General features: G+C 69.4%; 25 protein-coding genes. 10 read left to right on the forward strand and 15 right to left on the reverse strand.

What is annotated here, in order from left to right; all coding sequences use genetic code 11:
- Window positions 1-222: 222 nt before the first annotated feature.
- Window positions 223-1458, reverse strand: a complete 1236-nt coding sequence (locus J4573_RS51555; RefSeq protein ID WP_208263818.1) for a cation:proton antiporter domain-containing protein — start codon at window positions 1456-1458, stop codon at window positions 223-225.
- A gap of 356 nt (window positions 1459-1814) precedes the next feature.
- Between J4573_RS51555 and J4573_RS51560 the strand changes: the two genes are divergently transcribed.
- The 3 genes from J4573_RS51560 to J4573_RS51570 are packed head-to-tail and all read left to right on the forward strand — an operon-like array spanning window position 1815 to window position 6946.
- Entirely contained in the window at window positions 1815-2774 is a 960-nt protein-coding gene (locus J4573_RS51560; RefSeq protein ID WP_208263819.1) for an ABC transporter ATP-binding protein, read from the forward strand.
- Entirely contained in the window at window positions 2771-4135 is a 1365-nt protein-coding gene (locus tag J4573_RS51565) for an ABC transporter permease (RefSeq protein ID WP_208263820.1), read from the forward strand. Before J4573_RS51560 ends, J4573_RS51565 begins: the two co-directional genes overlap by 4 nt.
- A 27-nt stretch (window positions 4136-4162) precedes the next feature.
- Window positions 4163-6946 carry a YncE family protein gene (locus tag J4573_RS51570; protein ID WP_208263821.1) on the forward strand — a complete coding sequence of 928 codons (2784 nt, stop codon included), beginning with the start codon at window positions 4163-4165 and terminating at the stop codon, window positions 6944-6946.
- A 46-nt stretch (window positions 6947-6992) separates the two neighbouring features.
- Here J4573_RS51570 and J4573_RS51575 read toward each other — a convergent pair whose 3' ends face one another.
- The 4 genes from J4573_RS51575 to J4573_RS51590 form a co-directional block, all read right to left on the reverse strand.
- The gene (locus tag J4573_RS51575) at window positions 6993-7745 is read right to left on the reverse strand and encodes a hypothetical protein (protein WP_208263822.1); all 753 of its coding nucleotides are present in this window, start codon (window positions 7743-7745) and stop codon (window positions 6993-6995) included.
- The gene (locus J4573_RS51580; RefSeq protein WP_208263823.1) at window positions 7705-8160 is read right to left on the reverse strand and encodes an ATP-binding protein; all 456 of its coding nucleotides are present in this window, start codon (window positions 8158-8160) and stop codon (window positions 7705-7707) included. Before J4573_RS51580 ends, J4573_RS51575 begins: the two co-directional genes overlap by 41 nt.
- 17 nt (window positions 8161-8177) lie before the next feature.
- Window positions 8178-9347: a glycosyltransferase 87 family protein gene (locus tag J4573_RS51585; protein ID WP_208263824.1), complete on the reverse strand. Its 1170-nt coding sequence runs from the start codon at window positions 9345-9347 to the stop codon at window positions 8178-8180.
- 66 nt (window positions 9348-9413) lie between these two features.
- A complete protein-coding gene (locus J4573_RS51590) occupies window positions 9414-9851 on the reverse strand; it encodes a hypothetical protein (protein WP_208263825.1) in 438 nt (145 codons plus the stop codon).
- Between the two features lie 164 nt (window positions 9852-10015).
- Between J4573_RS51590 and J4573_RS51595 the strand changes: the two genes are divergently transcribed.
- Window positions 10016-10720 carry a flavodoxin family protein gene (locus J4573_RS51595; RefSeq protein ID WP_208263826.1) on the forward strand — a complete coding sequence of 235 codons (705 nt, stop codon included), beginning with the start codon at window positions 10016-10018 and terminating at the stop codon, window positions 10718-10720.
- Here the strand turns inward: J4573_RS51595 and J4573_RS51600 are convergent.
- Complete coding sequence (locus J4573_RS51600; RefSeq protein WP_208263827.1) at window positions 10711-10932, reverse strand: DUF397 domain-containing protein; 222 nt, start codon at window positions 10930-10932, stop codon at window positions 10711-10713. The two genes, J4573_RS51595 and J4573_RS51600, sit on opposite strands and share 10 nt — an antisense overlap.
- Complete coding sequence (locus tag J4573_RS51605) at window positions 10929-11783, reverse strand: helix-turn-helix domain-containing protein (RefSeq protein WP_208263828.1); 855 nt, start codon at window positions 11781-11783, stop codon at window positions 10929-10931. The genes J4573_RS51600 and J4573_RS51605 overlap by 4 nt, the downstream gene beginning before the upstream one ends.
- 131 nt (window positions 11784-11914) lie before the next feature.
- On the opposite strand from J4573_RS51605, the gene J4573_RS51610 reads away from it, so the two are divergent.
- Genes J4573_RS51610 through J4573_RS51620 form a run of 3 tightly spaced genes read left to right on the forward strand, consistent with a single transcriptional unit; the run spans window position 11915 to window position 14045 of the window.
- Window positions 11915-12382, forward strand: coding sequence for an ATP-binding protein (locus tag J4573_RS51610; protein ID WP_208263829.1), 468 nt, complete (start codon window positions 11915-11917; stop codon window positions 12380-12382).
- Window positions 12379-12999 (forward strand): RNA polymerase sigma factor, encoded by a 621-nt coding sequence (locus tag J4573_RS51615; protein ID WP_208263830.1) that lies wholly within the window; start codon window positions 12379-12381, stop codon window positions 12997-12999. The genes J4573_RS51610 and J4573_RS51615 overlap by 4 nt, the downstream gene beginning before the upstream one ends.
- Entirely contained in the window at window positions 12996-14045 is a 1050-nt protein-coding gene (locus tag J4573_RS51620) for a CU044_5270 family protein (protein ID WP_208263831.1), read from the forward strand. Before J4573_RS51615 ends, J4573_RS51620 begins: the two co-directional genes overlap by 4 nt.
- Before the next feature lie 49 nt (window positions 14046-14094).
- On the opposite strand, the gene J4573_RS51625 is transcribed toward J4573_RS51620, so the two are convergent.
- On the reverse strand, window positions 14095-15477 hold the full coding sequence (locus tag J4573_RS51625; RefSeq protein ID WP_208263832.1) for a nucleobase:cation symporter-2 family protein: 1383 nt from the start codon (window positions 15475-15477) through the stop codon (window positions 14095-14097).
- 168 nt (window positions 15478-15645) lie between these two features.
- Here J4573_RS51625 and J4573_RS51630 point away from each other — a divergent pair, with 168 nt between their 5' ends.
- Together J4573_RS51630 and J4573_RS51635 are read left to right on the forward strand one after the other, a co-directional pair.
- Window positions 15646-16326 carry a PucR family transcriptional regulator gene (locus J4573_RS51630; RefSeq protein WP_208263833.1) on the forward strand — a complete coding sequence of 227 codons (681 nt, stop codon included), beginning with the start codon at window positions 15646-15648 and terminating at the stop codon, window positions 16324-16326.
- A gap of 45 nt (window positions 16327-16371) precedes the next feature.
- The gene (locus J4573_RS51635; RefSeq protein WP_208263834.1) at window positions 16372-17040 is read left to right on the forward strand and encodes a DUF899 domain-containing protein; all 669 of its coding nucleotides are present in this window, start codon (window positions 16372-16374) and stop codon (window positions 17038-17040) included.
- Here J4573_RS51635 and J4573_RS51640 read toward each other — a convergent pair whose 3' ends face one another.
- From J4573_RS51640 to J4573_RS51670, 7 genes are all read right to left on the reverse strand, one after another.
- Window positions 17041-18336 (reverse strand): alpha/beta hydrolase domain-containing protein, encoded by a 1296-nt coding sequence (locus J4573_RS51640; RefSeq protein ID WP_208263835.1) that lies wholly within the window; start codon window positions 18334-18336, stop codon window positions 17041-17043.
- Window positions 18337-18354: 18 nt separating this feature from the next.
- On the reverse strand, window positions 18355-18978 hold the full coding sequence (locus tag J4573_RS51645; protein WP_208263836.1) for a DsbA family oxidoreductase: 624 nt from the start codon (window positions 18976-18978) through the stop codon (window positions 18355-18357).
- Between the two features lie 30 nt (window positions 18979-19008).
- A complete protein-coding gene (locus J4573_RS51650; protein WP_208263837.1) occupies window positions 19009-20502 on the reverse strand; it encodes an FAD-dependent monooxygenase in 1494 nt (497 codons plus the stop codon).
- Window positions 20503-20598: 96 nt separating this feature from the next.
- Window positions 20599-21375 carry a class I SAM-dependent methyltransferase gene (locus tag J4573_RS51655; protein ID WP_208263838.1) on the reverse strand — a complete coding sequence of 259 codons (777 nt, stop codon included), beginning with the start codon at window positions 21373-21375 and terminating at the stop codon, window positions 20599-20601.
- Window positions 21376-21380: 5 nt separating this feature from the next.
- Window positions 21381-21998 carry a sulfotransferase family protein gene (locus tag J4573_RS51660; RefSeq protein ID WP_208263839.1) on the reverse strand — a complete coding sequence of 206 codons (618 nt, stop codon included), beginning with the start codon at window positions 21996-21998 and terminating at the stop codon, window positions 21381-21383.
- A gap of 37 nt (window positions 21999-22035) precedes the next feature.
- The gene (locus J4573_RS51665; protein ID WP_208263840.1) at window positions 22036-23205 is read right to left on the reverse strand and encodes a cytochrome P450; all 1170 of its coding nucleotides are present in this window, start codon (window positions 23203-23205) and stop codon (window positions 22036-22038) included.
- Window positions 23206-23433: 228 nt separating this feature from the next.
- A complete protein-coding gene (locus J4573_RS51670) occupies window positions 23434-25086 on the reverse strand; it encodes a GMC oxidoreductase (protein WP_208263841.1) in 1653 nt (550 codons plus the stop codon).
- Window positions 25087-25268: 182 nt separating this feature from the next.
- Between J4573_RS51670 and J4573_RS51675 the strand changes: the two genes are divergently transcribed.
- Window positions 25269-26087: an SCO6745 family protein gene (locus J4573_RS51675; protein WP_208263842.1), complete on the forward strand. Its 819-nt coding sequence runs from the start codon at window positions 25269-25271 to the stop codon at window positions 26085-26087.
- Window position 26088 lies beyond the last annotated feature (1 nt).

Consider the following 26088-nt stretch of genomic DNA (forward strand, 5'->3'; position numbering starts at 1 on the left):
TACCTCACCTGGTGCGATACCGGCTGCGGACAGCCGTTCACACGACAGGCTCCGATGAACCATGATCACCCTCCGTGCCTCGATCCGGCCCCCGTCGGCTTCAGAGTGCATTCGACTACGGTGCGTGAGCATCGGTAGAACGCCCTGGTGAGGGCTTGATCGGTATACGTAGGTACGCGCGACACGCCGCGCGCTGCGCGTCGGCTCGCCGTGCGCTGGGTGCTATGGAGCGTCGGTGAACGGCTTGTCGGTGGCGGGGGAGAGGCGGCGCGCGCCGATGGGGATGGCGACGCCCTGCAGGAGCAGGCTGCCGAAGATGACGAACGTCATCACGCACAGCACGATCGCCGCGTCGTCGTCGCCCATCTTGTTGAACGCCAGCAGCCCGAACACGATCGAGGAGACGCCGCGCGGGCCGATCAGGCCGAGGAGCGTGCGGTCGCGGCGGCTCGCGGGGCTGCCGATCATGGACAGGTAGACGGGGAGCATGCGGGCGGCGGTCAGCGCGAGCGCGGCGTACAGCAGCCACGGCCAGGCCAGCGCGTACCGGAACACCAGCTCGATGAGCGCGCCGAAGACGAACCACATGATCATCGTGGTGACCACGCTGAGGTCGTCGACGGCGGCGAGTTCGGCGTGGGTGATGTCGGTGTCCACGGCGCGGTCGCCCATCCGCCCGAACTTGTACGCGATCCCGGCGATGAAGGCCGCGACGAAGCCGTTGCCGCCCGCGCCCACGGCGAGTGCGTAGGTGATGAGCGGGACCAGGACCATGGCGATGCGGATGGCGGCGGTGTCGGTCCATCCGGCGGCGACGGACCTGCGCAGCGCGAGGCCGGTGACGACCCCGACGCCGACGCCGATCAGCACCGCGTAGAGGGCGGCGGGAACGGCGTTCGCCAGCGCCTCGCCGGGGTCCTTGCCATGCCCGGACACCCCCAGCATCACCAGCGCCAGCGCGAAGACGGGGGAGAAGATCCCGTCGTTGTAGCCGCTCTCGACGGCCAGAACGTGTCGCAGACGCCGGGGCAGCCGATCGTCTCTGAGCAGCGCGGCGGCGGGGGCGAAGTCGACGGGCATCACCACGCATGCGACCACCAGCGCGACGGCCCAGGACGCGCTGCCGAGCAGGAACAGGCCGAGCACGAACGCGGCGCCGAGCGACAGCGGGAGGGCGACGAGCAGGAGCCGCACGGCGACGCCGCGTTCGCCCGCGAGGAACCCGCCGCGCACCTCGATCGCGTCGACGAACAGCAGCACCGAGAGGATCAGCTCGACGAGCCGTTCGGCGATGTCGGTGTTCAGGTGGTTCCAGAGGTGGTCGCCGGTGACGAGCCCGGCGACGATCCCGCCGGCCACCATGACGACGGGACCGGAGACGTGCCAGGTGAGCAGGCGTCGCGACGCGAAGGTCCACAGCAGGATCACGATCAGGCTGCACACGATCGTCGGAAGCACCGGCCGAGCCTACTGGCATACGGTGACGAGATCATCGCGCCGCGTCATGCTCCGCGAGCCTTTCGTGAGCCCTCCCGTGAGCCCATTCCATGAGCCCTTTCCGTGAGCCCTTTCCGTGAGGTTTTCATGAGAAACTCCCGTGATCCCTTCCGGAATGGGCGTTATGGACGCCGACCGGATCGTCTATGGTTTGGTCTCGAACCGCCCCGGAGCCCTTGTGGCGAGGGCCATTGAGGCCCCTGAGGCGCCCTGCCCGGTAGGTCGATCATCATTTGCCCAATGTTCGGCTGACGGTTCCCCGGCCGCCAATCTGGATCTTTAAGTTCCTTGCGCTGGCGGCGACGTAGGGAACTCATATGCGTAGTGGGGCGGCGGTCCGGGCTCGCGGGATCACCAAGACCTTCGGCGACGTTGTCGCCCTCGATGATGTCGACCTCGAAGTGGACGCCGGGCAGATCCACGGCCTGGTAGGACCGAACGGCGCGGGCAAGACGACGCTGCTCGGGTTGCTGCTGGGGCTGGCCGTCGCGGACGGCGGACGCCTGGAGATCCTCGGCACGCAGGTCGGGCGAACGCTCGCCGTCCCCGACGGCGTCGCGGGTTTCGTGGACGGGCCGGGCCTGTACCCCTCGCTCACGGCGCGCCAGAACCTCTCCGCCCTGATCGCGTTGCGCGGCTACGGCCCGAACGAGACCGTCGGCGTCGGCGAGGCGCTGGAGCAGGTCGGGCTGGCCGAGGTCGCCGACGACCGCGTCCGGGGCTTCTCGCTCGGCATGCGCCAGCGGCTCGGGCTGGCCGCCGCGCTGCTCACCAAGCCGCGCCTGCTGGTCATCGACGAGCCGGCGAACGGCCTGGACCCCGCGGGCAAGCGCCACGTGCACCGCGTCCTCACCGATCTGGCCGGGAACGGGACCGCGGTCGTCATGTCCAGCCACCGGATGGACGACCTGGCCGCGCTGTGCTCGGAGGTCACGATCCTCGCCGTCGGCCGCGTGGTGTTCTCCGGGCCGGTGAACAAGCTCGCCGCCGAGAGCGGCGAACTCGACTACCGCGTGCTCACCTCCGACCCCGAGGCGGCCCACGCGGTGGCGTCGGACCTGGACGGGCTGCGTGTCGTACGACCACCCGGCGACGGACCGGACGGCGACGTCCTCATCGTCGGCGGGCCGGTTCCCGTCCTGGACGAACTGGTGGTCCGGCTGGTCGGAGCGGGTGTGGCCCTGCGCGAGCTGTCGCCCGTCGTCGCACCGCTTGAGGCCGCCTTCCTGTCGCTGACCGGCACCGGGGACGAAGAGGAAGAGGGGAACGCGCGATGACCGCCACCGTCGAACGCGAGCAGCCAGAAACGCAGCCGGAGGCGCAGGCGGCGGTACGACCTGCCCCGCTCCTTCGCGGTTACCGGTTCGAGCTGGTCAAGCAGGTCTCGCAGTGGCGGATCAGACTGCTGCTGGCAGCGTGCTGGATCGGTCCAGCCATCTTCGTCGCGGTCGTCAGCGCGCAGACCGCGCTGCCCGCCGACACGGTCTTCGGCCGCTGGATGCACGCGACCGGCTGGGCGGGGTCGCTGGTCGTCCTCGGCTTCTCCTGCCAGTGGGTGCTGCCGCTGCTGACGGCCCTGGTCGCGGGCGACGTGTTCGCAGCCGAGGACCGCCTCGGGACCTGGCGCCATCTGCTGGTGGCGGTACGTTCCCCGCGCCGGATCTTCGTGGCGAAGGCGGGCGCCAGCCTGACCGTGATCCTGGTGATGGCGGCCGGGCTCTGCGCGTCCGGCATCATCGGCGGCCTGGCCGCAGTGGGCAACCGGCCGCTGGCAGGCCTGGACGGCCACATGCTCGCTCCCGGGGACGCTGCCGGAACGGTCCTGCTCGCCTGGCTGTGCGCCCTCGCGCCCACGCTGGCGTTCGCCGCCGTCGGCCTGCTCGGCTCGGTGGCGCTGGGCCGTTCGCCGATGGGCCTGCTGATGCCGGTGCTCCTGGCGTTCGTGCTGCAGCTCGCGCAGATGCTCCCGCTGCCCGTGGCCGTACGGATGGCCCTGCCGAGCCAGGCGTTCCTCGCCTGGCGCGGGCTGTTCACCGACCCGGCGCAGACCGGGCCGCTCCTCATCGGCCTCATCGTCAGCCTGGCCTGGGCGGCCACCGCGACCGCGATGGCCTACCGGCTGTTCGTACGCCGCGACTTCACCGACCTCACCTACGAGGGATCGGGACGCCGTGTTCTCACGGCCGGGGTGCTGCCGCTGGCGGTCATCGCCGTGCTCACGTTCGCGCTGGTGAACGTCGCGACCTCGGCGAAGGGGTCGGGGATCCTGCGGCAGAAGCTGCAGGACTCCCTCGCCGTCTCGTACGCCCACCTCTACCGGCTGCAGACCAGCGAGCTGCACCGCCCGGCCGTCACCGAGGCGCAGCTGCGGGCCGGCGCGTCCTGCGACAAGGGCGGCCCCCGCGTCGCCGACGAGGGACCCGGCAACGACTGGCGGTGCGTGGTCACCTGGCATCTGCCCGGGGTGACCTCGGCGGGCTCCGCCATCTACCAGCTCGACGTCACCGCAGATGGGCGGTACGTCGCCGACGGCGATGGGCCGAAGGAGGTCAACGGCTACTTCCAGGTGCACACCTCGAGCGGGGACGAGCCCAATCCCCTCTGGCAGTTCGACGGCAACGTCGACCTGCTGGCCTAGCCCCGCGCACGCTCAGAAGGGTTCGCCATGCAAGTCAAACGCCAGCGCCTCAAAGCCCCCGAGAACCGTTTCGGGGTCTTCCGGCGGCTCACTGACCGCCGGGTCCAGGTCGTGGCCGCGGGCACGGCCGCTCTCGCCATCACCAGCGGGGGCATCGCCTCCGCGTCCACCTACGCGTTCGGCAACCACAAGGTCGCCGACGAGACCGGCCTCGGCACCGTGCTGGCCAGTGACCAGTTCAGCAAGCCGATCGGCGACCGGCTCCTGGTCGACAACGGCAAGCTGCTCTCCTCCACGGTCAGCCCCGACGGCCGCTACCTCGCCGCGCTGACCACCGACCGTTCGATCGCCCTCACGATCGTCGACCTGTCCACCTACAAGGTCATCCAGCAGGCCGGCACCGCCGCGACCGCCAACCTGAAGATCAACAACAACAACGCCGGGCAGGAGGGGCCGACCTACTCCCCGGACGGCAAGTTCCTGTGGATGGGGCAGATCAACGGCTTCAACCGCTTCCCGGTGAACGCCGACGGCACCCTCAGCGCCCCCACGTTCATCTCGCTCCCGATCGACGGCAGCAAGCACCCGCTGCCCGCGCAGGCGGTGTTCTCCTCCGACGGCGCCACCCTCTACACGGCGGTGAACGGCCAGAACCGCGTCGTCGCCATGGATCCTGCCACCGGTGCGATCAAGCAGAGCTGGAACGTGGGGAACGCTCCACGCGACCTGGCCCTGGTCGGCGGCAAGCTCTACGTCAGCAACGAGGGCGGCCGGACGGCCGAGGCCGGCGACGAGACGCTCAACTCGTACGGTACGCAGGTGCCCGCCGACCCGAAGACCGGCGCGGTCACGACCGGCACGGTCAGCGTCATCAACGTCGCCGACACCAGTGCCGAGGTGAAGTCCATCAATGTGGGCCTGCACCCGACCGCGCTGCACGCCGCCAAGGGCGCACTGTTCGTCGCCAACACCGGCAGCGACACCGTTTCGGTCGTCGACACCGACCGCGACGCCGTCGTCCAGACCATCACGACCCAGCCGTGGCCGGGCGCCAAGGTCGGGTACGAGCCGGACGGCATCACCCTCACCGGCGACGGCCGCCTCCTTGTCACCCTCGGCCGCGCCAACGCGGTCGCCGTCTATCGCTACCGCGGCACCCGCACGCCGGTCGGCCTCGTCGGCCTGCTGCCGGTGGACTACTTCCCGGAGAACGTGACGACCGTCGGCGGCCAGGTCCTGGTCACCAACCTGCGCGGCATCGGCGAACGCGGCCCGACCCGCACCATCGACAAGGGCCCGGGCACCACCCCCGCCACCGGCCACAACACCCACGACTCGACCGGCACGCTGCTCCGCTTCGCGCTGCCCAGCGACCAGCTGATCAAGGCGTACACCGCCCGGGTCTTCGCCCAGAACGGCTGGGACATCGGCGTCCTGACGGGCTCGCGCCACACGCCCGCCACCCCGGTGCCCGCCCGCCTCGGCGACCCGTCGACGATCAAGCACGTCTTCCTGCTGGTCAAGGAGAACCGTTCCTACGACCAGGTGTTCGGCGACGACGCGCGCGGCAACGGCGACCCCGCCCTCGCGCAGTTCGGCGAGAACGCGACGCCGAACCAGCACGCCCTGGCCAAGCAGTTCGGGCTTTACGACAACACCTACGACGTCGCGACCAACTCGGCCGAGGGCCACAACTGGCTGATGCAGTCCGACGACCCGGAGTACACCGAGTCGAGCGCGGGCGAGTACGAGCGCAGCTACGACACCGAGGACGACGCCCTAGGCCACCAGCGTTCCGGAACGCTCTGGAGCGGCGTCCAGGCCAAGGGCGGCACCGTCAAGAACTACGGGGAGTTCCTGCAGTTCGAGACCAAACCCTCGACCGCCACCTGGCAGCAGTTCTACTGCGACACCAAGAACATGGAGAGCACCGGTCAGGGCACCACGATCCAGACCGACTCGTCCTCGCCGATCCCGTCGCTGAACAGCGTCACCGCGCACGACTACCCGAAGTTCGACACCAACATCCCCGACATCTACCGGTACGAGATCTGGAAGCGTCACTTCGACGCCGAGGGCCCGGGCAACCTCAACATGTTCTGGCTCTCCAGCGACCACACCGGCGGCGCCCCGAGCCCCATCGCCCAGGTCGCCGACAACGACGTCGCGGTCGGCAAGATCGTGGATCACATCTCGCACAGCAAGTACTGGAAGGACAGTGCGATCTTCGTGATCCAGGACGACACCCAGGACGGTGTCGACCACGTCGACGGAGCCCGCGGCCCGATCCAGGTCATCAGCCCCTGGGCCAAGCACGGCAGCGTCGACAGCCGCTACTACACGGCGATCACGGTGGTCCGCACGATCGAGCAGATGCTCGGCATGAAGCCGATGAACCAGAAGGACAGCGCCGCGACCCCCATGCGCACCGCCTTCACCTCCAAGCCCGACTACACCCCGTTCACCGCGCTGCCGAACCGCATCCCGCTCACGAACGGCCTGAAGACACCCCCGGCCTGCGGCAACGACACCGGCTCACAGGCCAAGGCCTCACTGGCCCCCACCCAGCCGGCGACCCCGAAGATCCCCGACGCCCAGCAGGCCACCGCCAAACTTTGGGAAGCCTGGAAGAAGCAGCAGGTCCAGGACCCGCAGAACCCCAAGCCCGACCAGCTGAACCCCGACCAGCTGAACCACCTCACCTGGTACGAGACCCACGGCTTCACGGTCCCGTACCCCGGCGAGACCAAGATCCTCACCCCGGCCGAAGTCCCCGGCCGCTACCTCCCGTCCTCCGACGCCGACGGCTGACCCGTACGACGGCCCGTTCGTCCCGATCATGCGGGCGAACGGGCCGTCAGGCGTGGATGAGCGTGATCGTCCGCCCAGCGGGTGAGATGGCGGTGTCGATGTCGGTGCGAGCGGTGATCGGCGGGGCATCGCCGCGGCGGTCGAAGACGACCAGCGTGCCGGTATCCAGGCAGAGCCTGTCCAGGTAGGCGTCGAGCTGATCCAGCTCGGGCTTGATCTGATCGCCGGAGTCGTCAGTGCGGACCTTCAGCTCGAAGGCCGACCACTGGATCGCGGGCTTTCCGGCATCGTCGGTGTAGCGCTTGCGGATGGTCAGGTCCAGCCGCTTCCTGCCGAGGGCGTACTCGCGGTCGATGTGCCCGCCGCCGTTGACCACCCGCTGCAGGAACGCCATGAAGATCAGATGGCAGGCCGCCTCATGGTAAGTGCGGTCCGTGTCGATGATCTCCCCGTTGGCCTTCCACCAGGCCGTGAACTCGTTCAGCAGACGGGGGATGTCCAGGCGTCCATCCGGCAGTAGGAACGCGTGCGGCTCGGCTGGGATGTCGAGTTCCAAGTCCTCGGCCAGCGCGCGAACCACGGTCTCTTGATAGATCGGGTTGGCGATCTGGATCGGTGAGGTCCGGGCGATCAGTCCGAGATCGCGAACGTAGGTGACGCCATCGTTGAACACGTCGTCGCGTGGCACGAGGCCCCCGGTGATCATCGGTTCGATGATGCGCCGCACCCGGGGTTCGGTCAGCCGGGCGACCAGCGAGTCAAGGTGGGTGGCGCGCTGGACGATCAGCATCGATCTCATCGAACAACAACACCAGCGGCAGAGAGCTCTTCCGCGACCAGGCCCGCAGCGCTGCATACACCGCATCCAGCGGAGTGAGCTCCGGCCACTGTTCTGGGGGTTGGCAGTCCGGCGGGAGCCCCTGATCCTCGACAGCGAAGCGCAATCCCCTCAAGATCGCTTCCTGTGCTAGGGCGAGGTCATCCACCCCGCCCGCCCGCTCACAGGACACCCGGACCGCGGCGTAGCGGCCGGTGTCGTTCAGCTCCTTGGCCATCGTCCGCAGTGCGGTGGTTTTGCCGGTCTGGCGTGGCGCGTGCACCACGAAGTATTTGCCCTGCTCTGCCAAGCGGAGTGCGTCGGGCAGCCGGGCAAGCGGGTCGAGCATGTAATCCCGACCCGGAACGCAAGGACCTGCCGTATTGAACGCCTTCACCCTCCGTACCCTATTGGTCACGCACTCTGCATGCTCAGGGAACGAGATTGGGAGTGCCGTTCTTGTGATGCGCGCGGCTGCCAGAGACGGGTGATGGCAAGCAGGGCGGAGGTGACGAGCAGGAGGTTGCGGGCGACCAGGCTGACCACGGCGAGATGGTCAGGGTGCTTGGAAGTCAGGCCCTGCCAGCCGATGGGGAAGACGAGCTGGGTGAGGAGGGCGGCGACGAGGATCGCGAGGACGGTGGGGCGTTGGCGGGAGTTTGTGTGGGCCAGGGCGGCGGCGCCTATGCCTATGGCCCAGATCAGGTATTGAGGTGACAGGACGCGGCTGGTGACTATGGCCACGAGGGTTGCTGCCAGCGCTACGTCGCAGGCTGCGGCCGGGGTCCAGGTCGCGGGTGGGCGAAGCAGGGCCAGGGCGGCGACCAGGGCCAGGCCGATCAGGGTGGACAGAGCGCAGAGCGGCGCGAGGGCGGTCAGGGTGGTGAACTGGGCGCAGCCGTACTGATGAACGATTTTGGTGGGGTGGCCAAGGAGGCGGGCTGCTTGCCAGGGGGTGGCTGCTACCGCCTCGATCTCGATGCCACGGTTTTGCTGGCCTTGCAGGAAGCCGAGTTGGCCGGGGGCGAAGAGGGCGCCGCAGGCCAGGGTGGCGAGGGTTGTTGCGGCGAAGGCTGTCAGGGCGCTGAACGATCTGCGGTCGCGGGGCAGGCCCATGAGGAGAAGAACCGGCCAGAGTTTGAGCATGGTGCCGACTGCGGCCAGGGCTCCGAACAGGCGTTGCCTGGGGAGGACCATGAGCGCCGCGACGGCGAAGACCGTTACAAAGAGGTCGTATCTGAGGTGGGCTAGGGGGCCCAGTAGCGCTAGGCCGGCGGTCCAGGTCCAGGCTCCCGTACGGGAGTCCCCTCGGCGCAGGAGGACTAGGAGGATCAGCAGGTCTGCTAGGAGGGCCAGGAGGATGAACGCGGGGAGGTAGGCGAGGGGCAGCAGGCGGGGAGCGGCCATGACGACGGCGGCCAGGGGCGGGTACTGCCATCTGTCGTCAACGGGGAAGTGGCCGCCCGCGATGACCTGGCTCCAGGCCGCGTAGACGCGGATGTCGTGGACCAGGTCCCGGTGGAACGCCGAGAGCCCCACGAAGAGCAGGGCGGCGCGGGAAGCCGCCCACACAAGCCAGATCATGGGCTCCAGGGTGGAGCAGTGCCCTCGGCGGTTCCGTTTCGACGCCCGCGGCTTGCCAAGCGATGACTAGCTGATGCCCTGGCAGTGCTGCTCGCCCCAGGCCTGGTAGCGCTGCAGCGGCTCGCGCAGGGAGGTCGCCATCGCTTGCGGGTCTTCGCCCTTGCGGTAGGCGTCGGCGATCTGCTGAACGTCCGCGCGGATGGAGGCCGGGGCGGTGGGAACGAGGCCGAGCCAGGTGTTGGTCGCCGCCTTGGCGTATTCGGGAGTCCCCGGGGCGAGGCCGCCCTTCAGCAAGGACTTCCCGGCCTCCAGCGCCCTGCGGCAGAAGCCCTTGTCGTCCCCGGTGGGTACGGCGGCCTTGGTCGGTGCGGCGGCCGGTGCCGAGCCGGCCGCAGATGTCGAACCGCCTCCCGAAGACGAGTCATCCCCGCCGGACGAACAGCCTGTGATGGTGAGTCCAGCGGCCACGCAGAGCGCGAGGCCTGCCCCCGTAATGCGACGCATGTGTTTTCCTCCAGAAGTCATCGAGACTCCCAGAGTGGATCGCCGGCGTTTCACGGGCCTCTCACACGGGTTTCACGCCATCGTTTCCGTGACCTCGCCACCCCCTCGGCGGGAGACTGGGGGTTGGCTTGCCGGGCCCGACCCGGCACTGAGGAGGGGGACCGATGCCGGGTTACGACGACCTGCGCGCTTTGTTCGTCAACTGCACGCTGAAGCGCTCACCGGAGCCGAGCAACACCCAGGGGCTCATCGATCTCAGCTCGCACCTGATGGAGAAGCAGGGCGTGCGGGTCGACCACATCCGGGCGGTGGACCACGACATCGCCACGGGCGTATGGCCGGACATGACCGAGCACGGCTGGCCGTCCGACGAGTGGCCGCAGCTGCAGGAACGGGTCATGGCCGCAGACATTCTGGTGCTCTGCGGGCCGATCTGGCTGGGCGACAACAGCTCGGTGATGAAGCAGGTCATCGAGCGGCTGTACGGGAGCTCGTCGATTCTCAACGAGCACGGCCAGTACGCCTACTACGGGCGGGTCGGCGGCTGTCTGATCACGGGGAACGAGGACGGCATCAAGCACTGCGCCATGAACGTTCTCTACAGTCTCCAGCACCTCGGCTACACGATCCCGCCGCAGGCCGACGCGGGGTGGATCGGCGAGGCCGGTCCCGGGCCGTCCTACCTCGACCCGGGCTCGGGCGGGCCGCAGAACGACTTCACCAACCGCAACACCACGTTCATGACGTGGAACCTGCTGCACCTGGCCAGGATCCTCAAGGACGCGGGCGGCATTCCCGCGCACGGCAACCAGCGTTCGGAATGGGACGCCGGCTGCCGGTTCGACTTCGAGAATCCCGACTACCGCTGAACGAGGTCGAGGTCGCCCTTCTTGACGGCGTTGAGAAGGGTGGCCCACTCGTGGCGCCCGAACGTGAGGACGGGGCCTGATCGATCGGTCGAGTCGCGGGTGGCGATCAGATGTCCGGAAGGGACGCCTGCCACCTCGACGCAACTGCCGACATCGTTGCCGCTGTAACTGCTGATCCGCCAGACGGCGCCGGACAGATCGAGAGTGCTCATGTCTCGGAGGCTATCTCTTCGATCAGGTCGAGGGAACGGGCTTCATCGAGCGCGATCTTCCAGACGTGTGCGAAGAACTTCTGAAACTCGGCGACCTCGTCATCCTTCTCACGAAATGACATGTGGGTGAAGTTCTCCAGGACGACCACAGTGAGCCTTCCCGGCGGGCGGAGATCGAGAATGTCGAAGGACGTGCTGTACCAAGCCAGACCTCCGGCCGAGTAAGGCAGGACTCGCAGAGAGATGTGGTCGTAGCGCGATTGACTGACGAGATGGAGTAACTGTTCTCTCATGGCCGCAGGTCCGCCGACCTTTTGACGCAGGGCGGACTCGCCGACGACGGTTTCGAAACGTGGCAGGTCGGGCTGGCTCAGGACCCGTTGCCTATCCATGCGGAACGCCACGAGACCTTCGACATCGAGGGACGGGTTGGCTGGGCCTGCGGTGATGACGTCGCGCGCAGACACTTCGGTCTGCAGCAATCCCGGCACGCGGCCTGGTTGGAAACTGCAGATCCGCCCAGAGTCGCGTTCCAGGCTTGCGAGATCTTGTCCGGCAGGGGAGATCCGTCCCTGATAGGCGCTGGTCCAGTCCTTCTCCCGGCCTTGCGCAGCGAGATGTATGAGCGACTCCCGGAGAGGGCCGTCATGCACGCCGTAATAGGTGAGGATGGGGGCTAGGTCGCGGGGGCGGATGGGCTGGAGGCCGTTCTCGATCATGCTGAGGTTGGATGGGGAACGGTCGAGGTCCCGGCCTGCGGTGCGCAGGCTTCGGTTGGCCTCCTCGCGCAGCTCACGCAGCGTCCGGCCAATGCGGCGGAAGCGTACTGACGGCCAGTTCTCATGCGCCATGTGTTCACATTGTCACGGAACGCGTTCGAGTGCAGCGTAGAACGTACGAGTGCTGAACGTTCTGTTTTGCAACGTCTCTTCAGTGGCCGTTTCCATCGCCTTGTCCGTACACGGGCGACGAATCTGAAGGCGTGCGACAGAAGACATGGATTCCCGGTGCGGCTCGATCCCCGGTGCTGGCGGCGTTGACTCTTCCCGGGGTGGAACGGTCGGTCGGCCATGCCCGCGCGTTCGTCACCGACACTTTGGTGCCGGACATTCTGGCGGCCGACGGCGAGCTGATCGACGACGTCGTTCTCGTCGTGGACGAGCTCGTCGGAAACTCGATTCGGCACACCAGGACGGGGGACGGCGGCAAGGTGACCGTGGTGCTCGTGGCGTGCGACGGCGTTCTGCGTCCGGAGGTGACCGACGACGGCGCCGACACCCGGCCGCACGTTCTGGAGGAGTTCGGGGGTGAGAGCGGGCGCGGCCTGCGGATCGTCGAGGCGCTGTCGGACAAGTGGGGCTATCGGGACAGCGGGCGGCGGAGAACGGTGTGGGCCGAGTTCAAGGTCGGCGGGAACTGCGAGGGGGGAACGGACACAAGAAGGCCATGACCCTCGAATCCCCAACGGACCCAGACCTGTGGGCCCGCGCGCGGGACGGTGATGAGCAGGCGTTCGGCGCGCTCTTCGACCGGCACTCGCGCACCGTCTACAACTACCTCTTCCGGCGGACGGCGGACTGGTCGGTGGCCGAGGACCTCACGTCGGTGGTGTTCCTGGAGACCTGGCGGCGGCGGGCGGAGGTGCGGCTGAGCTCGGATTCGCTGCTGCCCTGGCTGTACGGCGTCGCTAGCAACGTCATGCACAACCACCGGCGGAGCCTGCGCCGCCATCGCGCCGCGCTCGAACGGTTCCGGGCGCTGGCGCCCACCCCGGACGACTCCGCGGCGACGGCCGCCGCCCGGCTTGAGGCCGAACGCGAGATGCGCACGGTCCTCGACTCGATCAAGAACCTGTCCCGCGCCGACCAGGAGATCCTCGCGCTGTGCGTCTGGGAGGGGCTCGGTTACGCCGAGGCCGCCGCGGCGCTCGGCGTCCCTGTCGGCACCGTGCGTTCACGCCTGGCCAGGGCGCGGCAGAGGCTCCGCCTGGAGGCGGAACCGCACCGTGCGGACGGACATAAGAGGGGCGATCGTCCCACCGCGCTCTTCACGGAGGAACTCTCATGATCGATCAGCTGCCCCCTGCGCAGGACATGCCCGCCGGACGGCAGGACGCCCGGCGCGCCCACCTGGTGACCGAGATGACCACCAGGCGGCGCAGGCCCGCCCGCCGCCTGGTGATCGGCGGCATCGCTACGGCCGGGGTGACCGGCGGCCTGGCCACCGCGATGACCGCCGCCCTCGTCCTCGCCCCGACCGCCGAGATCGGCGGCAATCGGCCCGCCGCCCCCGCGAGCGCCGCCGAGATCCTCGACCGGGCCGCCACCGCGGCCACCCAGAAGGCCCCCACCCCACGCCCCGACCAGTACGTCTACAGCGAGACCGAGCAGTTCGCCCAGGGCGCGGACGAGCGGGGGTTCATCCTGCGTTCCAAGGGCTGGGCTTCGGTGAGCGGCAAGCGGATCAACCTGGTGGTGGACTCGGCCAACTGGAAGGAACGGCAGTGGACCTGCGAGGAGGCCCAGCGGCGGAACTCCACCGGCAAGGAGCCGAAGACGCTTCCGGGGTTCGATCCGGGACGCGTCCCGAACGACTGTAAGAACGGGCCCGCCTACCGCCGCGACCTCCCTGCCGACGCCACGGCGATGCGCAAGTGGCTCTACCGGCACGCGTCGGGGGGCGCCCGTCCGCAGGACGTCGAGGTCTTCGACTTCGCCCGCGAGACCGCGGGCAGGGCGAAGCTGTCGCCCGCCGCGCGGGCCGCGCTCTACAAGGCCGCCGGAACGCTGCCGGGGGTCACGGTCACTCAAGGCACGGTGACGGTCGCCGGTCACCAGGGCGTCGCGGTCGGGCAGACCTGGCACGGAGTCCGGTCGGAGCTGGTCTTCGAGCCCGGCACCTACCGGTTCATCGGGTCCCGGGAGGTCGTCGACTACGACGCCTCGTTCAAGCCGGACTGGGGCAAGCGCGGCCCCAAGGACCCCAAGAAGGCGTACTACGACCGGCCGGTGACGCGGACCGTCCCGGCGGGCACGGTGCTGGGGTATCTGGTGATCGTCAAGCTGCAGGTCGTCGACCGGATCCCGGCGAGCTACCTCCCCGGACGGTCGTGACGGTGACGACAACGGCCACGGCGCCCGCGAGGACGCCGTGGCCATCGCGTTACTGACCTGCCTCTTCCATGAGGCCGTCGGCGACCTTCGGCGTCGGGGCGGGCTCGTCGGCTGGCTCGGTGGCGGGTGCGGGGCGGAAGCCGTTGAAGGCCAGGTTCAGGAGGATGGCTGTCACGGCGCCTGCGCTGATGCCGGAGTGCAAGACGACCTGCGCGGACTCGGGGAGCTTGTCGTAGAACGTGGGGACGCCCACCGGGAGCAGGGCGACGCCCAGCGAGGCGGCCACGACCATCATGTTGCCGTTGTCGTCCAGGCGTACCTGGGACAGGGTGCGGACGCCGCTGACGGCGACCGTTCCGAACATGACCAGGCCCGCGCCGCCCAGGACGGGCGCCGGGATGGCCGCCACCACGGCGCCTGCCATCGGGAAGAGGCCCAGGAAGACCAGGATGCCGCCGGAGGTGGCGACCACCCAGCGGCTCTTGACGCCGGTCAGACCCACCAGGCCGACGTTCTGCGCGAACGCGGTGTGGGGGAAGGTGTTGAAGACGCCCGCGAGGACCGTGGAGGCGGCGTCGGCGCGGAGGCCGTCGGCGAGGGTACGGGAGGAGACGTCGCGGTCGGTGAGCTCGCCGACCGCGAGGATGTCGCCGGTGGTCTCGGTCATCGCCACGAGCATCACGATCAGCATCGAGATGATCGCCGAGGCGTGGAAGGTCGGGGCGCCGAAGTGGAACGGGGTGGCGATGCCGATCGGGTCGGCCTTGCCGACCGGGGAGAAGTCGGTCATGCCGAAGGCGGCGGCCGCCAACGTGCCGAACAGGATGCCCAGGAGCACGGCCGCGCGGCCTAGGAAGCCGTTCAGGAAGCGCTGCGCCAGGAGGACGAAGACCAGGACCGCGGTGGCCAGGGCGATGTTGCGCGGGGCGCCGAAGTTCTTCACGCCCGCTCCGCCCGCCGCCCAGGTGGCGGCGACGGGCAGGAGGCTGACGCCGATGATGAGGATGACCGTTCCGGTGACGACCGGCGGGAAGAAACGGATCAGCTTGCCGAAGACGGGCGCGGCGGGGATGGTCACCAGGCCCGCGATGATCACCGCGCCGTAGATGGCGGGGAGGCCGCCGCCGGTGGCGGCGATCGTGGCCATCGGGGTGGCCGCCGCGAACGTGACGCCCTGCATGAGCGGCAGGCGTACGCCGAAGCGCCAGACGCCGACGCACTGGATCAGCGTGGCGATGCCGGAGACCAGCAGGCCGGCGTTGATCAGGTAGGCCATGTCGGCGGGGGACAGCCCGGCGGCCTGGCCGACGATGAGCGGGACGGCCACGGCGCCCGCGTACATGGCCACCACGTGCTGGAGGCCGAAGGCGGCGAGCATGCGTGCGGGCGGAACCTCGTCAACCGGATGGACCCTTGCGGCGCTGACGGTCATAGGCCACCTCCAAGCCGTTCAGTGTTAGCGGACACGAAACCCGCCCGGCGCGCCCCAGCCCATGGCGCGGACCTCCAACGATCCAGCGCGGATGAGATCGGATGGCTGTACTTCCCTCCGAAACATTGGGCACTTCCATCGGAAACATCGCGTTCGTACCGTGGGGGCGTGACGCTGGACGACCTGATCGCGGACCCGGGACTGTCGCTCCGGCCGCTCGCCTGCCATGACCGTCTGGACCGCCCGATCACCGACGCGTTCTTCACCGACCTCCCCGACCCGACCCGCTACCTGAAGGGCGGCGAGCTGATCCTCACCGGCCTGATGTGGCGCCGCGGGCCGTTCGACTCCGCGCCGTTCGTGGCGGGCCTGGCCGGACGGGACGTGGCCGCGATCGGCGCGGGCGAGGCGATCGACTCCGTCCCCGACGACCTGGTGGAGGCCTGCGACCACCACGGCGTGCCGCTGGTGGCGGTGCCCGAGGAGGTGCCGCTGTCGCGCCTGATGTCGATCGTGCTGCGGCGGCTGGACAGCGAGATCGGGGAGCCCGCCAACCCGGCCGGCTCCTACCGGGCCCTGCTCACGCGCCTGCCCGACGACGCGCGCCGCACGTTCCGCCACCAGGTGCTCGGCAAGCTCGTCGAGTCCGACGACCCGTACCACACCGACCTGCTCACGACGCTGTCGGAATTCCTCGCCTGCTCGGGCTCGTGGACGGTCTGCGCCCACCGCCTCCACATGCACGTCAACACGTTGCGCTACCGCATCAGCCGCATCGAGGAGCTGACCGGCCGCGACCTCTCCAGCCTCGACGACCGCGTCGATCTCCTCCTGGCCCTCAACGCTTGAGTCGCATACTCCTTGTGTGATCTGTCTCATGGAAGGAGTCGCACGGTGACCCTGCCCAAAGTCGCGTCGCGGGAGGAGTGGCTGGCCGCACGCCGGTTGCTGCTCGACAAGGAGAAGGCCGCCGCCAAGGCGAGGGACGCGTTGAACGCCGAGCGCCGGGCGTTGCCGATGGTCAGAGTGGACAAGCCGTACCGGTTCGACGGGCCGGACGGTGAAGTGGGACTGGCGGAGCTGTTCGAGGGGCGGCGGCAGCTCATCGTCTACCACTTCATGTTCGACCCGGAGTGGAAGCGCGGCTGCCATCGCTGCACGGCGATGGTCGACGACTTCGGCGACGACACGCATCTGAACGACCGGGACACCACGTTGGCGGTGGTGTCGCGCGCGCCGCTGGCCAAGCTGGAGGCCTATCAGCGTGAACGGGGCTGGGACGTGCCCTGGTATTCGTCGTATGGCAGCGACTTCAACTACGACTTTCACGTGACGATGGACGAGTCGGTGATGCCCGTTGAGTACAACTTCCGCTCCGGGGAGGAGCATGTGCGGGCGGGCATGCCTTGGTATGCGAGTGGCGAGCAGCCGGGCGTGAGCGTCTTTCTGAGTGACGGCGGCGAGGTCTTTCACACCTATTCGGCCTATGCCCGTGGCCTGGACAAGCTCGCGTTCACCCGGAATTGGATGGACCTGACGCCGTTGGGTCGCCAGGACCCCTGATCAGAGGGTGGTGACGGCCTTGGCGTCGGCGAGGTTCTGGCGTGCGTGCTCAGGGAGGATGTATCCGGCGGCGACGTTGCGCTGGTCGGCCTCTTCGACGGCGGCCACGTAGGCGTCGAGGCTCGGGTAGAGCTCGCGTAGCTTCTCCTCGCCGAACGGGCGGTACGTTCCGCAGAGGAGGCCCCACGGGTCGCCCGGGTTCTCGCTGCTGTTGAGCGCGATCGGCACGGCGACCTGGGACAGCTGGATGCCGCCGCGCGCCAGGCCGAGGTCGTCGCGGACGTTGGCGCCGTCGGCGGTGAGGGCGAGCGGCTCGGCGAGCGGCGGCGCCACGCCATCGCGGGCCCAGCGGGAGAGATGGCCGTACGCCGCCTCAATGACGTGGTGCATGGGGACCCGGCTGAAGACGGGGGCGTCCTCGTCGTAGAGGGGGAGCGGGGTGCCCAGGTCGCGCTCGTGCAGGACCTTCAGGTCGCTCATGGTGGCCCAGTCGGCGTGGGTCGTTCCGGCGACCTCCCAGCGGCGGGACAGCTCGCCGCCCGCGGGCAGGTCAGGCCCGGCGGACGGGCGGCTCGGCCACCACGCGGGGACGTCGGTCTCCGACAGGATCTGGAACACCGGGACGGTGGGTGAACGCGTCGGGCCCGGGCCCGCGACGAAGAGGTAGCCGTCGAACGGATCGTCGGCGTCAGGGCCCAGGGCGTCCAGGCCGAGGGCGGGCAGGACTAGGTCGTGGTAGATCGACAGCCAGCTCGCGGACTGGGAGATGCCGATGGCGAGGAGGGCCTGCGGGCGCAGGCCGCCTAGGGGGTCGACGCCCGAGGGTTTGCGGAGGACCTGGGCGGCCTGGGTCAGGATGGAGAACGCCAGCTCGTCCGACTCGAACCGGGCCGCGCCGCTGACGTCCAGGCCCGCGTAGCGGTCGGGATTCCAGTCGCGTAGGTGGTCGACGCCCGCGCGCTGGGCGGACACCCCGACCCACGCGTAGCCCTCGGCGACGAGCGTGCCGGGGTGCCACAGGACGTCGGAGTCGAAGCCCTCGGTGACGTTCAGCCACTCGACCACGACGTTGCCGTTGAAGCGGGCCGGGCCGGCTGGGCGGCGGACGAGGAGCCGTGTCGTGTACGGGACGCCGCGTTCGCCGAGTCCACTTTCGAGGCTGTAGGCGTCGGCGCCGCCGGTGAGCAGGAACTCCTCCTCGACGTAGCCCGCGGCGGCCAGGTCGTAGGCGGCAGCGAACCAGATCGGCCCGGGGACCGGACCGTCGACGGTGGGGTGGGGGGACTCCATGCTCATCGACGGTCCTTCCTCATGTCAGCCGGCGTACGCCTTGGCGAGCACCTCGCTGAACGTCTCGGTCGCCTGTGCGCCCGCCACACCGTAACGCCGGTCGAAGACAAAAAACGGAACGCCGGTCGCGCCGAGATCCTGGGCGGCGCTCTGCTCGGCGAGGACCGCGTCCGCGTACTCGTCGGACTCCAGCACCTTGCGGACGGCGGCCTCGTCCAGCCCGGCCTCGACCGCGACCTTGGTCAGCGAGTCGTGGTCGAACAGCGAGCGCTTGTCGGTGAAGTGAGCCTTGTAGAGCGCCTCGACGAAGGCCTCCTGAAGGCCGAGCTCGGAGGCCAGGTGAACGAGCCGGTGGGCGTCGAGGGTGTTGCCGACGACGGTGCCGTCCAGGTTGTACTCCAGCCCGGCCTCGGCCGCGCGCTGCTCCATCTCCTCGTTCAGCTGAACGGCCCGCTCGGGCGTCACGCCGAACTTGGACACCAGCATCTCGGTCCGGTCCATCGTCTCGGCCTGCGGATCGAGCTGGAACGCCCGGTAGGTGACCTCCACCTCGTCCCGGTGCTCGAAGCCCTCAAGTGCCTGCTCGAAGCGGCGCTTGCCGAGGTAGCACCACGGACACACCACATCGGCCCAGATTTCAACGCGCATGAATTCCCTCTCCCCTGGTAGACCTCCATTTCAACACCCGTGCGTTCTTGTTGATTTCGCTGGGGACAGGCCGCGCCAGGCGACGATGCCGTCCGGCCTGACGAGCAGGGCCCCGCGAGGGAAGATCCCGTGCCGCTTGGCGGCCTCGGGCTCCAGGGAGAAGGCGGTGGCCGACAGGGCCTCGGCGGCCTTGGCCCACTCGCCGGCCCACTCCTCGCCGTCGGGGCCGGTGAGCAGGACGAAGCCCGAGCCGTAGAGGTCGATCGTGGACCGGCCGTCGGGGAGCGGAACGTGCGGGGCGCGGGTGCCCGGCTGGCCGTTGAGGTCGGCGGCGTCCACCGGGGTCGAAGATCCGTAGCGGTAGCCGAGCATCACGGTCGCCCGGTCGATGATCTCGTCCGGCTCCTCGTCGCCGAAGCGGAACTTCGACCGCGCGAGGGCCTGACGCATCGTGAAGTGCGCGACCGGGCGGCGTTCCTCGTCGTAGGTGTCCAGGAGCGCCTCGCCCGCGTCGCCGCGCAGGCCCGCGTCGCCGCGCAGGACGGCGGCCAGCTTCCAGGCCAGGTTGTGCGCGTCCTGCACGCCGGTCGCGCCGCCGAAGCCGCCGGTCGGGGGCATCAGGTGCGCGGCGTCGCCGATCAGGAAGACCGGGCCCGAACGGAAGGTCTCCGCGACCGACGCGCCGACACGGAAGCGGGTCACGGTGGTTCCGGGGATCTGCGGGCGGATGCGCACGGGAACGGGAATCCCGGCGGCGGCCTGGACGAGCTCGACGCAGCGGCGTTCGTCCGGGGTGGGCGCGTCGGGGTCGTCGGCCGTTCCGAAGACCCAGCGCCGCCCGTCGCGGTCGAGCGCCATGAGGAACGTCCGGGGGCCGGGGCGGTCCAGGTAGGCCATGTGGACCGTTCGCCCGCCGAGCGCGGGACGGAGATCGGCCTCGATCATGAGGGACAGCAGGTCGTAGAAGTCGCCCGGCCCCTCGGTCTTGATGCCGAGGCGCCGCCGCGTCGGGCTGTCGGCGCCGTCCGCCGCCACCAGATAGCGAGCCCGAACGTGACGGTCGACGCCGCCAGGCCCGCGCAGGTGCGCCCAGCCGTCCTCGAAGTCGCGAAGCTCGGTGCCGAAGTGGATGCGCGCGCCCAGCTCACGGGCCCTGTCGCGCAGCAACTCCTCGACGGTGTCCTGGTCGATCGGCGTGCCCGTGCAGGGGCTGAACGCAGCCGAACGCCGTGCGTCGTCCTGCTGGTCGAGGCGCGTGTGCTCGGCGGCCAGAGTCTCGGCGCGTACGGCCACGTACTCCGTCGGACCGGCGAAGTCGATTCGCGCGGCCTGGATGCGCGGCTCCAGCCCGACCTGGCGGAAGAGCTCCAGGCTGCGCGGCACCTGGCTGCGCTGACGCGGATGCCGCAGCAGGTCGGTGTGGCGCTCGACGAGCATGCAGTCCACGCCGTGCCAGGCCAGGAACACCGCGCACGACAGGCCCGTCAGCCCGCCGCCGACGACCAGCACCTCACAGTCGCGCATGGAGATCCCTTACGACTCCAGGCCGTAGCCCGGCCGCCGGGGGCCGGACCGGGCTACGGGTCTTAGAAGCGATCAACTCAGTACCAGTACCGCATCTCACTTCTCCTCTCTCTGGGCGAATCCTGGGGTCGGGGCCGCCCCAGGAAAACGAGCGATCAGGAGTCCCTTGTCGGCCAGCGGCCCGGCAGGCGGTCCGGGCACCGGCGCGAGCCCGACCGCCGCCAGATCGGCGTGCACGTCGGGCGGCCGGTGGAAGTGGTGCAGCCTCTCGACGGTCTCGGTCTCCACCAGTTCCTCGCCGAGATAGGTGCGGTAGACGTGCCGTACGCCCGCCAGGTCGGGGCCGAGCGGCCACACGGCGGTCGAGCGGCTGTAGCGGCACTCGCCCTGCCGAACGGACCGGACCTCGCGTTCGGGCTCATCGGGCACGGGCTCGTTGTCCACCATGTCCATCGCCAGCACGCCGTCCGGCGCGAGGTGCGCGGCGACGGCGGCGAAGAACGGACGGCGCGCGGGCGGCGGGATGTGTTCGAGGACGGCGGCCAGGTAGACGTAGTCGAAGACGGAGTCGAGGCGGAACTCCGGCGCCGCGCCGTCCAGCACGGTCACACGTTCGCGCAGCCGGGGGAGCGCGGCCAGCTTGGTCAGCAGCACCGTCCGCATCGACGGTGACGGCTCCAGGCAGTGCACCGAGGCGGCGCGTTCGGCGACCGCGAGCGTCACGCGGCCCGTGCCGGGACCGAACTCCAGCGCGCGCCCGCCCTCGGGCGTGAGATCGGCGAAGAACCGCACCAGCAGCGGCGACGCCGGACCGACGTGCAGCTGGTCGTAGAGCGCGGCCGCCGGACCGTAGAGGTCGCCATCGATCGTCATCTCGCTCACAGCACCCCCGCCTGCTCCGCGCGGTGCAGATACTCGGTGCTGGTGTTGGCGACCGGGAACGGCTCGTCCGGCACGTTCACGCCCAGCGCCTCGCACAGCGGCGCCCAGCCGCCCGCCACATCCAGCTCGATCAGCCGGTCGGCAGGAACGGTGTCGCGTACCTCGGCCAGATGCGCCCGGTAGACCGCGAGCGCGAGGTCGCGCTCCTCGAAGCGCCCGCCGAACGTGCCCTGCCAGACGAGCCGTTCGATCACCTGGTCGCGCACGTTCGCGCCGGGATCGGCGGGCCGCGTGCGGTAGAGCGTCCGGGCCATGCTGGTGTACCAGGACTCCGGGTCGCGGACGATCAGCAGCACCTTGGCGTTCGGGAACGCCTCGGCGAGCTCGCGCCAGTAGAACGCGGCGGGCCAGGCGATCGTCGAGGTGAAGCGGCCGAGCAGCCGGTCCAGGCCGGGGCCGCGGCCCTCGGTGACGCGCAGCCAATCCCTGGCGTGAGAGTCGTCGGTGAACAGCTCCCTCATGTAGTGGCAGGGACCGAACCCGAGCGTCTCCAGCGCCATCCGCGCCGACGACGTGCCGGTCCGCCCGAACGAGGCTCCGACGACCTTCAGCATGCGACTCCGTCCGCTCAGATCCATCCGGTCAGAGAATTCAGGCCAGCGTGGCTTCGAAGTGGTCGAGGCTCCGCAGGGTCAGGTTCTTCTGGAACGTGGGCTCGCCGACCGCGCGCGTCTCCGGGTAGCGGGTGGCGAGCAGGTCGAGCACGACCCGCAGGAAGACGGCGCTGAACGGCTGGCCGAGGCAGGACTTCGGGCCGCGGCCGAAACCGAGATGCGGGTTCGGATGCCGGTCCAGCCTGACGAGGTTGGGCTCGGGGAAGCGGCCGGGATCGCGGTTGGCCGCGCCCAGCAGCAGGGTCACCGCCTGACCGGCCTTGACCTGCGTCCCGCCGATCTCGACGTCGGTGACGCAGGCCCGCGCGACGGCCTGGATCGGCGAGGCGTACCGGACCAGCTCCTCGATCGCGCGCACGGGATCGGCGGCGGCCTGGACGTCCTTCAGCCCGACGGCCCGTTCGTGCAGGACGGCGGCGGCGATCAGCGCGAGCATCTTGCTGCCCGAGCTGTAGCCGCTGAACAGCAGGCCCCGGACGGTGTTGGCGAGGACGTCGGGCGCGATGCCCGAGGAGCCGGCCCGGCTCGCCACCGAGGCGAGCACGCCGGTCTCGGGCGGGTCGGCCAGCCAACCCTCGACGAGCACCGCGAGCTCCTCGTGCGCGGCCTGGACGGGCGCGGCGCGTTCAGGCCACAGCCCGGCGTCCATGCCCGCGCCGATCGCGCGGCCGATCCCGCTGAGCCAGGCGCCGTCCGGCTCGGGCACGCCCAGGTAGATCGCGGTCGCCGCCAGCGCGAGCGGCTCGGCCAGCTCGGTCACGACGTCGAACGACCGGCCCTCCAACCCGGCGAGGATCTCGGCGCAGCGGGCGGTGATGAGCGGCTCCATGGCCGCGCCGTCCGGCTCGCGCAGCGCCTCCATGAACGGGCGCCGCACGGTGGTGTGCTCGGGAGGGTCGAGAGTCAGCATGTTGATCGCGCGCGGCGGGACCCGTTCACCGACCCGGCGCCAGTCGGCCGCGAACCGGGTGCTGTCGCGCAGTACGGCCACGCAGTCGGCATGCCGGGTGAACATCCAGGACCCGAGCCGTTCGTAGAAGAACACCGGACGCTCGGCGCGGAGCCGGGCGTAGGCCGGATAGGGATCCGGCAGGGTCTCGGGGTGGGCCAGGGATAGGATCGGATCGTTGGACGCGTTTTCCAACATGGGAGCTCCATCCGCCGCCAGCGAGATCAACACTGCGTCGCGGCGCCGCCCTGGAGTAGGGCACCTTCGGGGGACGAACCCCTCACGATCGTGTAGATCTGTGATCTTGACTTTGGCTCATTACTCAGTCAGGGACGAGAAAACCCGACGAGACAAGTCCGGGCAGGTCAGGGCATAAAAAAACCGGCCACACGCGCCCGTGGCCGGTCATCGCGCCTGATCAGACCGCTAGAAGTCGGTGGCGATGATCTTCTCGATGTTCCGTTCGGCGAGCGCCGTGATGGTGACGAACGGATTCACGCTGGTGTTGCCGGGGATGAGCGAGCCGTCGATGGCGTAGAGGTTGCGGTAGCCCGCGAGCCGGCCGTAGTTGTCGGTGGCCTTGTTGAGGACCGCGCCGCCGAGCGGGTGGTAGGTGAGGTGGTCGCCCCAGATCTTGTACGTCCCGAACAGGTCGGTCCGGTAGATCGTGCCTTCCTTCGAGTTGATCTTGTCGAAGATCGTCTTGGCCATGTCGATGGAGGGCTGCTTCCAGGCGGTCTGCCAGTTGAGGTTGACCTTGGAGCCGTCCCAGCTGAACTGCGCCCGGTTCGGGTTCTTGGTGATGGACAGGTAGAACGAGGCGTAGGTCTCGATGCCGGTCGGCAGCGGGGCGACCTCGGCGAACGCGCCGCCCGCCGTCCAGTTGTCGATCCCGCCGCAGGGGATGCTGGCCTGCACCTTGCCGGTCGGGTCCCACAGGTGGTTGGCGCGGCCGCACATGACGTTACCGTTGTCGCCCCAGCCCTGGCCGATCTCGCCGTTCAGACCGGGCAGCTTGCCGGTGGCCTTCAGCTTGACCAGCAGCTTGCTGGTGCCGACGCTGCCCGCCGCGAAGAACACCTTGTCGGCGAGGACGGTCTTGGTCGCGGTCACGTCGCCGCTGGTGTTCAGCTGCTCGATGACGACGGTGTACGAGCTTCCGGACGGGGTGACCGAGGCGACGCGGTGCAGCGGCGAGATGTTGACGCGGCCGGTGCCCTTGGCCTGGGCGATGTAGGTCTTCTGGAGGGACTTCTTGCCGTAGTTGTTCCCGTAGAGGATCTCGCCGGCGACCGCCGACTTCGGCACCGTCCCGGCGGCCTCCTGCTTCATGTAGTCCCAGTCGTAGACGTCGGGGACGAACACGAACGGGAAGTTGGAGCGCTGGGCCTGCTTACGGCCGACGCGCGCGAACTGGTAGCAGTCGACGGTGTCGAACCAGTTCGGGTCGATCAGCCCGACGCCGAGACCGGCGTTCGCGCGCGGGTAGTAGGTGTTGTACATCTCGTCGGCGTTCACCGTCGGGAGGATGGCGCCGAAGTTCTCGCGCTTGGGGGTGACGGCCATGCCGCCGTTCACCAGCGAGCCGCCGCCGACGCCGCGGCCCTGGTAGACGATGATGCCGCCGAACTCCTCGGCGTCCAGGACGCCGGTGTGCTTGGGGATGGTCTTGTCGATGGGGAAGCCGAGGAAGTTGCTGAGGGGCTGCTTGGTCTTGGTGCGGAGCCAGTAGGACCGCTCGTCGGGACTGGTCGTGTTGCAGAAGATCTTGCCGTCGGAGCCCGGGGTGTCCCAGGCCATGCCCATCTCGACCATCTCGACGTTGATGCCCGCCTGGGCCATGCGGAGCGCCGCGACCGAACCGCCGTAGCCGGTACCGATCACCAGCACGGGGACGTGCGCGCCGTCGCCGATCGGCCCGGCCGCCGCTGCCGCCGCGGCTCTGACCGCCGCGCCGGCGGTGCCCTGAGGCAGCGCGCTCGCCGCGATCCCCAGTCCCACGATGGAACCGGTTCCAGCCATGAATCGACGGCGCGAGATGTGCGTGGTGTCTTCGCCACGCGGGGTGGTGTCACTCATGTGACGTACCTCACTCTCGTCAGATGAGAACAAGTTCTACTCCCGAATGTGATTCAAGTCACTAGGTACCGAGAGGTAATTTCAAGCAAATGCTTGCTTCCTTAACGGCGCGTTGACCGAGCGGCGTGCCGGCTGTGCGGTCTGTTGACTGATCGTGCTCTTTAGAATTACGTTCTAGTTTTATGAAGGCAGCGAGGCAGGCCTGGAGACGGCTCGAGCCGGTGCACGCGATGATCTATTTCGTGCCGGAGGGCGGGCAGCGGTACGCCGAGCTCGGCCTGGAGGGGGCGGGCGGCTACTTCGCCTCGCGCAGCGCCGTGTTCGGGCGCGCCTCGGCGGAGCTGGTGATCGCCACGTTCTACAACTTCAACCCGCGGCTGATCCGCACGGTGATCCCGGCCGCCTGGGACATCACCACCCCCGAGCAACTGCTCGCCGCCCGCCTGGACGCCGCCGGGGCCGCGCTGAAGCGCGCGAAGATCGACGAGGTGCCCGGCCTGGACGAGACGCTCGCGCTCGCCCGCCGCGCCGCCGACGCCGCCTGTGAACGGCTCCAGGGCCGTCCGCTGTTCGCCGCGCACGCCGCGCTGGAGTACCCGGACGAGCCGATCCTCCAGCTCTGGCACGCGCAGACGTTGCTCCGCGAGTTCCGCGGCGACGGCCACATCGCCACGCTCGTGGACGAGGGCGTCGGGCCGCTCGAAGCGCTCGTCCTGCACGGCGCGACCGGCACGATCCCCACGCCGTTCCTCAAGATGAGCCGCGCCTGGCCGGAGGAGGAGTGGGCCGCCACCGAGGAGGCACTGCGCGCACGCGGCCTCCTCGACGGCGACGAGCTCACCGCCGAGGGCAAGGCTCTCCGCCAGCGCATCGAGGACCGTACCGACGCCCTGGCCCTCCCCGCCTACGAGGCGCTGGGCGAGGAGGGCTGTGAGCGGCTGGCCGAGCTGGCCCGGCCGTTCGGGCGTGCGGTCGTCGACGCCGGCCTGATGGGGATCTAGC

The organism is Actinomadura barringtoniae, from assembly GCF_017573505.1.
Lineage (GTDB): Bacteria > Actinomycetota > Actinomycetes > Streptosporangiales > Streptosporangiaceae > Spirillospora > Spirillospora barringtoniae.